Source organism: Aeromonas dhakensis, assembly GCF_000820305.1.
Taxonomy (GTDB): Bacteria; Pseudomonadota; Gammaproteobacteria; order Enterobacterales; family Aeromonadaceae; genus Aeromonas; species Aeromonas dhakensis.
In genome coordinates this window covers 111251-119707 of the sequence record NZ_CDBH01000049.1, presented here as the reverse complement: position 1 = coordinate 119707, position 8457 = coordinate 111251, and the positions used below count along the sequence as shown (strand labels likewise).

The window sequence follows — 8457 nt, the reverse complement described above, 5'->3', positions numbered from 1 at the left end:
GTCGATGGGGCGCATTATAGGGATCTGGATCACGCTTGCAAGCGACAATTCGCATTAAATTCGAAGAAATCGTTCGATCGCTCAACAATCAATCAAGAAGTCGCTTAATCCAGCAATTTCCTCGCCCGTAGTCAACGCCATCTATCTTCAATCATGCAGGACAAGAGCTGGATCAACAGCAGGATGAAATGGCTGCCACCATCGCCATATCCATGGTGATCGCGCTCACGCCTTCGGGTAACATAGCGCCCCTTTGCGATTCACACACTCTTGGGCTTTGGAGAGTTTAATGCCTTTTGCACTTGGCCAGCGTTGGATTAGTGATACAGAGACGGATCTGGGTTTGGGGACTGTCGTTGCTGTTGAAGGACGCATGGTTACCCTGTTGTTTCCGGCTACCGGTGAAAACCGCATGTATGCCAAAGAAGAGGCGCCGGTCACCCGGGTCAGCTTCAATGTGGGCGATCAGATAGCCAGTCACGAAGACTGGACCATGATGGTCGATGAAGTGCAGGAGAAAGATGGCCTGCTTATATATGTAGGTGTTCGCACCGACAATGATGAGCCGGTTGCCCTCAAGGAAGTGTTTCTCAACAACTTCATCAAGTTCAACAAGCCACAGGATCGCCTGTTCGCCGGCCAGATCGACCGGATGTCCCGTTTTACCCTGCGCTACGAAGCGCTGGTCAACCAGCACAAACGTCGTCGCAATCCGACCCGCGGTCTGGCCGGTGGCCGGGTCAGCCTGATCCCGCACCAACTCTATATCGCCCATGAAGTAGGCCAGCGTTATGCCCCGCGCGTACTGCTGGCTGACGAGGTGGGCCTCGGCAAGACCATTGAAGCGGGCATGATCATTCATCAGCAACTGCTCTCCGGCCGCGCCCATCGCGTGTTGATCCTGCTGCCCGAAACACTCCAGCACCAGTGGCTGGTCGAAATGCTGCGCCGCTTCAACCTGCACTTCTCCCTGTTTGACGAGGAGCGCTGCATCGAGGCCTTTGCCGATGCGGAAAACCCCTTCGAAACCGAACAGCTGGTGATCTGCAGCCTCGATTTCCTGCGCAAGAAACGCCGCCGCTTCGAGCAGTTGCTGGAAGCCGAATGGGATCTGCTGGTCGTCGACGAGGCACATCACCTGGAGTGGAGCGAGGAGGCGCCGAGCCGTGCCTATGAAATGGTGGAAGCGCTGGCCGAACAGGTGCCAGGCGTGCTGCTGCTGACCGCGACCCCGGATCAGCTGGGCCATCAGAGCCACTTTGCACGTCTGCGCCTGCTCGACCCCGAGCGTTTCTACGACTACGAGGCCTTTCTCGCCGAGGAGCAGGCTTATGGTCAAGTCGCCAGTGCCGCCCAGGAGTTGCTGGATGGCGAGGCCCTGAGCGAAGCGGCCAAACAGACCCTGGCAGGCCAACTTGATGGTCTGGATCTCACTGATGCGGCCGCCCGTCAGCAGGCAGTCGCCAAGCTGCTGGATCAGCACGGCACCGGTCGCGTGCTGTTTCGCAACAGTCGCGCCAACATTCAGGGCTTCCCCGAGCGTCATCTCAACGTCTACCCCATGCCGTTGCCGGAGCAGTACAAGACCGCCATCAAGGTGATGGGCATGATGGGTGGCAACGGCGGCGATCTGCAGACCCGTGCCCTTCGCTACCTCTACCCCGAGAAGATCTTCCAGCAGTTTGAAGGCGACAACGCCAGCTGGACCCAGTTTGACCCGCGCGTCGACTGGCTGCTGGAACTGCTGATCTCTGCCCGCCAGCAGAAGATATTGGTGATCTGCTCCGAAGCGGCCACCGCCATCGCGCTGGAAGAGGCCGTGCGTACCCGCGAGGGGATCCGCGCCGCCGTCTTCCACGAGGGGATGTCCATCCTGGAGCGGGATAAGGCCTCCGCCTATTTTGCTCAAGCTGAGGGGGGCGCCCAGGTGCTGCTCTGCTCCGAGATCGGCTCCGAAGGTCGCAACTTCCAGTTTGCCAGCCATCTGGTGCTGTTCGACCTGCCCCTCAACCCGGATCTGCTGGAGCAACGGATCGGCCGTCTCGATCGCATCGGCCAGCAGAACACTGTCGAGATCCACGTTCCCTATCTGGAGGGCACCTCCCAGCGCGCCCTGCAGCTCTGGTATCACGATGGCCTCGATGCGTTCGAGCAGACCTGCCCGACCGCACGCCCGGTGTTTGAAGCGGTGCGTGACGAACTGTTCGAGCTGCTGGCCGCCAACACCGGTGAGCAGGCGACCCTAGAAGCACTGCTGACCCGCACCCGCGAGTTGCACGAGCCGCTAAATGCCAAACTGGAACAGGGTCGCGATCGTCTGCTGGAGATCCACTCCAGCGGTGGCGAAGCCGCCCAGCAGCTGGTCGAGAAGCTGGCCGCCGAAGATGACGACACCGGCATGATCTCCTTCGCCCTTAAGATGTTCGACGAGATCGGCGTCAATCAGGATGATCGCGGTGAGAACGCACTGGTGCTGATGCCGGGCGACCACATGCTGGTGCCGAGCTTCCCGGGACTGCCGCAAGACGGCATGACCATCACCTTCGATCGTACCACTGCCCTGTCGCGGGACGACATGTCGTTCCTCTCCTGGGATCACCCCATGATGCGCGGCGGTATCGACCTGATCCTCGGCTCCGAGATCGGTGCCACCTCGGTAGCTCTGCTCAAAAACAAGGCGCTGCCGGTCGGCTCCATCCTGTTGGAGCTGATTTTCGTCGCCGAGTCTGCGGCCCATCCCCAGCTCTACCGCTTCATGCCACCGACGCCGATCCGGCTGCTGATGGACAAGAACGGCAACAACCTGGGTGAGAAGGTGGCCTTCGATGCCTTCAACCGCCAGCTGACGCCGGTCAACCGCCACCTGGGCAGCAAGCTGGTCACCGCTTCCCAGCCAGTGATCCACGGTCTGATTGGCCAGGGCCAGGCGATTGCCGAAGGACTGAAGGCGAATATTGTCGACCAGGCCCGTACTCAGATGGCGCAAACTCTGCAGCAGGATCTCGATCGTCTGGAGGCGCTCAAGGCAGTCAACCCGAACGTGCGCGACAGCGAACTGGATTATCTGCGCAATCTGCAGGCAGAATTGCACCACCTGATCGACCAGACCCAACTCAAGCTGGATGCCATCCGCTTTATCGTGGTTACCCATAACTGATAAAACGGTGAAAGCATCGTCTGGTTTATAACGACCAGACCCAACGCGAGTTGGATGCCATGCACTTTTATCGTGGTAATCCAAAACTGATGGGGGCTTGCCCCCGCTTTGACCAAAGATGCGAGACGCTATGTTTGTATACTCACCGCCCCTGGAACCCTGGCTCGATATCCTGTTCAAGGACAAGGACATCATGGTGGTCAACAAGCCCACTGGCCTGCTGAGCGTCCCCGGGCGCGGCCCCGAGAATGAAGACAGCGTGCTCCATCGGGTGAAACAACAGCACCCCAAGGCGGCGGCAGCCCATCGTCTCGACATGGCGACCACAGGTGTGCTGGTGATCCCCCTCAATCCCAACTCTCACCGGGAGCTGAGCCGGCAATTTCGCGAGCGGGAAACCGAGAAACACTATCTGGCCTGGGTGTGGGGCGAGCCGGAACTGGATGCGGGTGAAGTGGATCTGCCGCTCTGCGTCGACTGGCCCAACCGCCCGAAGCAGAAGGTGGACTTTGAGGAGGGGCGTCACGCCCTGACCTTGTGGCAGAAGCTGAAGGTAGAAAATGGCAACAGCTTGATCAAGCTGACCCCCATTACCGGTCGCTCCCATCAGCTACGGGTTCATATGCTGGAGCTGGGACACCCCATCCTCGGCGACAACCTCTACGCCTACCCGGATGCCCTGACAGCGGCGCCTCATCTTTACCTGCATGCGGCCAGCCTGACCATCAGCCACCCCCGCAGCGGCGAACGGATGACCTTCGAGGCACCAGCCCCTTTTCCGGTCTGAGCCAAGAGAGACATCGCGATATCGCAGACATAAAAAAGCCCCCATCGACGAGATGGGGGCTTTTTCGTTAGGGTCAGACGCGAATATCGATTTTACTTCCCAGAGAAGCGTTGGCCGATGTCGGTGCAACCGGTGCTGATTGAGCTGCTGTTTGCAGCAGTTTCAATGCAGATTCACCTTCTTGGGTCTGCTGTTTCTTGGCCAGGCTGGCCGTCATCAATGCAGAACCAAATGACGCAGATGCAGAACTAGATATATCCATGGTGTACCTCCTGCCCTAAGACTATCGGCCATCTTAGGCCAGACATGAGCACTTTGGCTAAATTAAATACGCCTTGTCGGGCTGACGCCGCTCCAGCCACTCCTCTTCCATCTCCAGCAGGGTCTGATAGACCTTCTCCGCCTGCTCCGGACGGCTGAACAGATAACCCTGACCATAGAGATGGATGTCGGTCAAGGTGCGCAGCACGTCGAGCTGGGCCTGGGTTTCAATCCCTTCGCACACCAGACTCTTGCCCAGCATGGAGCCCATCCGGCAGATGTTGGCGACCAGCTCGGACGCTTCGATGGAGGTATCGATCCCCTGAATGAAGGAGCGATCGATCTTCACCTTGCTGACCGGCAGTTTCTGCAGATAACTGAGAGACGAGTAGCCCGTCCCGAAGTCATCCAGCGCCAGCTGTACCCCTTGCTGGTTGAGGTCCTGCATCAGCTGCAGGGAGTTTTTCACCTCGCGCATGGTGGTGTCTTCCGTCACCTCCAGCACCAGGCTGGCAGCCGGGATATGGTGGTCCATCAGTGCCTTGGCCACCAGTTTCAACAGGTTGCGCTGATACATGCCGGGAGAGATGTTCACACACATCTGCAGATCCACCAGGCCCAGCTGCTGCCATTGATAGAGCTGCTCACAGGCGGTGTTCAGCACCCAGCTACCCAGCTTTTCGGCCAGCTGAAACTCTTCGGCGACCTGGATCACCTCGTTGGGCGGGATGAAACCAAGCTCAGGGTGACGCCAGCGCAGCAGGGCCTCGACCGCCTCGCAGCGGCCGCTTTCCAGGTTGACGATGGGCTGATAGTAGAGCTCGAGCGCATTGTGCTCCAGCGCCATGATCATGTCGCTGGCCAGATGCTTGCGACGCGCCGTCTCATTGAGCAGCGAGCTGTCATAGATGACGTATGGCACATGGGTCTTGCGACTGTGGAACAGAGCCTGCTCGGCCCGGCTGAGCAGTTCCTGGGCCTGTTTGCTGTCCATCGGGAAGAAAGCGATACCGATGCCCACCTCCAGCCGGAACGGATAGTTGTCGATGATGATGTCCTGCTTGAGCGCGTGCAGCAAACGGGCTACCAGCTCCCTCACCTGACGCAGATCACTGCTCTCGCGCTGGATCATGGCGAACTGGTCACCGCCAAGCCTGGCCACCCACTCACCGTTTTCACACAGGCCGCGCATCCGTTTCGCCAGCTCCTGCAACAGGAAGTCGCCGGTGTTGTAACCGAACTTGCTGTTGATGTCGCGAAAGTCATTGATGTCAACCAGCACCAGACCAAACGGCGTCTCCTTGCTGGCGTAGGATTCCATCTTCTCAAGCAGGGCCAGGCGATTGGAGAGCCCGGTCAGGGGGTCTATCCTCGCCACTCTGAAATGGCGGCGCGCCTCGCGGATCAGTAGGCCGCTCAGCAGCATCACCGACAACACCAGCCCGGATACCATGAACAGCAGGGCATTGCGCAACTGGCCGAAGCGCTTGTCATTGCCAGAATAGACGTTGATGTTCTTCTGCATCACGGAGGCGAGGGAATAGGAGAGCGGTTCCTGCAGAGGCGACAGCCGCATCATGATCTGCTGATAATCCGGCGTTCCCGACTTCAGGTTGGTGATGTTGGGCTCCATCTCGCGGATATTGCTTTCGATCAACTGCACAAGCCGCAGGGTCTTCTGCTTGTCCTTCATGCTCTGACGCAGCTGGCCGCTGAGCAGGATGGGGGTGCGGCTCCAGAGGATGTCGTAGCGCAACATCAGGGTATCGTGATCGATACCGCCATAATGGTAAATCTCGACGGAGTTGAGGAAGCGCCCCAACTCCAGTTGCAACTGCATCAGGGCCCAGGAGACGTCATAGGTATACTTCTCCATCACCCGGGTCGCATTCTGTATTTGTGCGAGGCAATACAGAGTGCTCCCGGTGAACAGCAGGATGGATAGATAAAGAACGATGAGTAAAGGCCACGCCTTGGTCTTTGCTTTCACTCGTGCTCCCAGAAGCCACTACATCAATGCTGAATATCAATGGCATTCAATTGCCAAATCATCATGTCGGTAAACTCCGAGCGTTTCAGCTCGGGATATTGATCCAGCGGTAGGATAAACCAAAGCGGTCCCTTATTCCGTACCCGCATGGTGACCCCATCATCTTGCCAGGCCAGAATCGGGTCGTATTGCTTGACCTTATCCCAGTTGAGCCTGATCTGAAAACTGTTCAATGCGGTCAAGGTGATCGCCTTGCCATCCGCGCCGACAGCGGCCAGCAGATCAGCCAGCTTGGGGCCCACATATTTGTGCGGCTTGTCGACCCAGGGGTTGGCGGTCACGATCTCGTGCTGCGGCAACGCCTTGAGCATCGCCAGATCGAAGGAGACCACCCCTTCGGTCGCTTCCGCCGGTTGTACATTGCCGGTCACCTTCAGGATGACGGGACCTTGCGGCGTTTCCAGCGCCATTGCCGGCATGGCCAGAGAAAACAGTAATGAAATCAAACCCAGTACACGCATGTTCACCTCGGATAAAGTCACTGACAATAGACTCAGTCTAGTCGCCATAAAAAAAACGGCTCGCAAAAGCGAGCCGTTTGGTAACCCAGGCTGAATTACATCATGCCCATGCCACCCATGCCGCCCATGTCAGGCATGGCAGGGGTATCTTTCTTCGGCAGCTCGGAGACCATGCACTCGGTGGTGATCATCAGACCGGCAACGGAAGAGGCAAACTGCAGGGCAGAACGAGTCACCTTGGTCGGATCCAGGATGCCCATGGCCAGCATGTCGCCGTACTGTTCGGTGTAGGCGTTGTAGCCATAGTTGCCTTCGCCGTTCTTCACCGCGTTGGCGATGACAGAGGCTTCTTCACCGGCGTTGATGACGATTTGACGCAGCGGAGCTTCCATGGCGCGCAGAGCAACCTTGATACCCACGTTCTGGTCTTCGTTGTCGCCACGCAGACCGCTCAGTTTGGCAGCAACGCGCACCAGCGCCACACCACCACCGGCAACCACGCCTTCTTCCACCGCAGCGCGAGTCGCGTGCAGGGCATCGTCGACACGTGCTTTCTTCTCTTTCATCTCGACTTCAGTGGCAGCACCCACCTTGATCACTGCAACGCCGCCAGCCAGTTTAGCTACGCGCTCTTGCAGCTTCTCACGGTCGTAATCGGAAGAGGTCTCTTCGATCTGCTGACGGATCTGGGCCACACGGCTCTCGATCAGGCCTGCATCACCCACGCCATCGATGATGGTGGTGTTCTCTTTGGTGATGACGATACGCTTGGCACGGCCCAGGTCTTCCAGGGTCGCTTTTTCCAGCTCCATGCCCACTTCTTCGGAGATCACGGTACCGCCAGTCAGGATGGCGATATCCTGCAGCATGGCCTTGCGACGGTCACCGAAGCCCGGCGCCTTGACCGCAGCCACTTTCACGATGCCACGCATGGTGTTGACCACCAGAGTCGCCAGCGCTTCACCTTCAACGTCTTCGGCGACGATGATCAGCGGCTTGCCAGCCTTGGCCACGCCTTCCAGCACCGGCAGCATTTCGCGGATGTTGGAGATTTTCTTGTCGACCAGCAGGATGAAGGGGTCGTCCAGCTCGACGGCACCGGTTTCCGGCTTGTTGACGAAGTACGGGGAGAGGTAGCCACGGTCGAACTGCATACCTTCAACCACAGCCAGCTCGTCTTCCAGACCCTGACCGTCTTCTACAGTGATGACGCCGTCACGGCCCACTTTGTCCATGGCTTCGGCAATCAGCTTGCCGACTTTCTCGTCGGAGTTGGCGGAGATGGTGCCTACCTGAGCGATGGCGTTGTTGTCTGCGCAGGGCTGAGACAGCGCTTGCAGCTCGGCAACGGCGGCTACCACGGCCTTGTCGATACCGCGCTTCAGATCCATCGGGTTCATACCGGCGGCAACGGCCTTCAGGCCTTCGTTGACAATGGCCTGGGCCAGTACGGTCGCGGTGGTGGTACCATCACCGGCGGCGTCGTTGGCCTTGGAAGCGACTTCCTTGACCATCTGGGCGCCCATGTTCTGGAACTTGTCTTCCAGTTCGATTTCGCGAGCGACGGAGACGCCATCCTTGGTGATGGTCGGAGCGCCGAAAGATTTGTCCAGCACCACGTTGCGGCCTTTCGGGCCCAGGGTCACCTTGACTGCATCGGCCAGGATGTTGACGCCTTCCAGCATCTTGATGCGGGCTTCGTTGCCAAACTTGACTTCTTTAGCTGCCATTTTGTTCAGTC

Annotated in this window: 6 protein-coding genes; 2 read left to right on the top strand and 4 right to left on the bottom strand. The window is 58.5% G+C overall.

Features of this window, described 5'->3' with window-relative positions; genetic code table 11:
• Positions 1–289 precede the first annotated feature (289 nt).
• Complete coding sequence (gene rapA, locus BN1143_RS14975; protein ID WP_042051177.1) at positions 290–3157, top strand: RNA polymerase-associated protein RapA; 2868 nt, start codon at positions 290–292, stop codon at positions 3155–3157.
• A 130-nt stretch (positions 3158–3287) separates the two neighbouring features.
• Positions 3288–3944 carry a bifunctional tRNA pseudouridine(32) synthase/23S rRNA pseudouridine(746) synthase RluA gene (rluA, locus tag BN1143_RS14970; protein ID WP_042051176.1) on the top strand — a complete coding sequence of 219 codons (657 nt, stop codon included), beginning with the start codon at positions 3288–3290 and terminating at the stop codon, positions 3942–3944.
• A 73-nt stretch (positions 3945–4017) separates the two neighbouring features.
• On the opposite strand, the gene BN1143_RS22050 is transcribed toward rluA, so the two are convergent.
• The 4 genes from BN1143_RS22050 to groL form a co-directional block, all read right to left on the bottom strand.
• A complete protein-coding gene (locus tag BN1143_RS22050; protein ID WP_080628999.1) occupies positions 4018–4206 on the bottom strand; it encodes a hypothetical protein in 189 nt (62 codons plus the stop codon).
• A 57-nt stretch (positions 4207–4263) separates the two neighbouring features.
• Positions 4264–6195 carry a putative bifunctional diguanylate cyclase/phosphodiesterase gene (locus BN1143_RS14965; protein WP_017785684.1) on the bottom strand — a complete coding sequence of 644 codons (1932 nt, stop codon included), beginning with the start codon at positions 6193–6195 and terminating at the stop codon, positions 4264–4266.
• A 23-nt stretch (positions 6196–6218) separates the two neighbouring features.
• Complete coding sequence (locus tag BN1143_RS14960) at positions 6219–6716, bottom strand: putative pterin-binding protein (protein WP_005309520.1); 498 nt, start codon at positions 6714–6716, stop codon at positions 6219–6221.
• A 95-nt stretch (positions 6717–6811) separates the two neighbouring features.
• Positions 6812–8446, bottom strand: coding sequence for a chaperonin GroEL (gene groL / locus BN1143_RS14955; RefSeq protein WP_042051175.1), 1635 nt, complete (start codon positions 8444–8446; stop codon positions 6812–6814).
• Positions 8447–8457 lie beyond the last annotated feature (11 nt).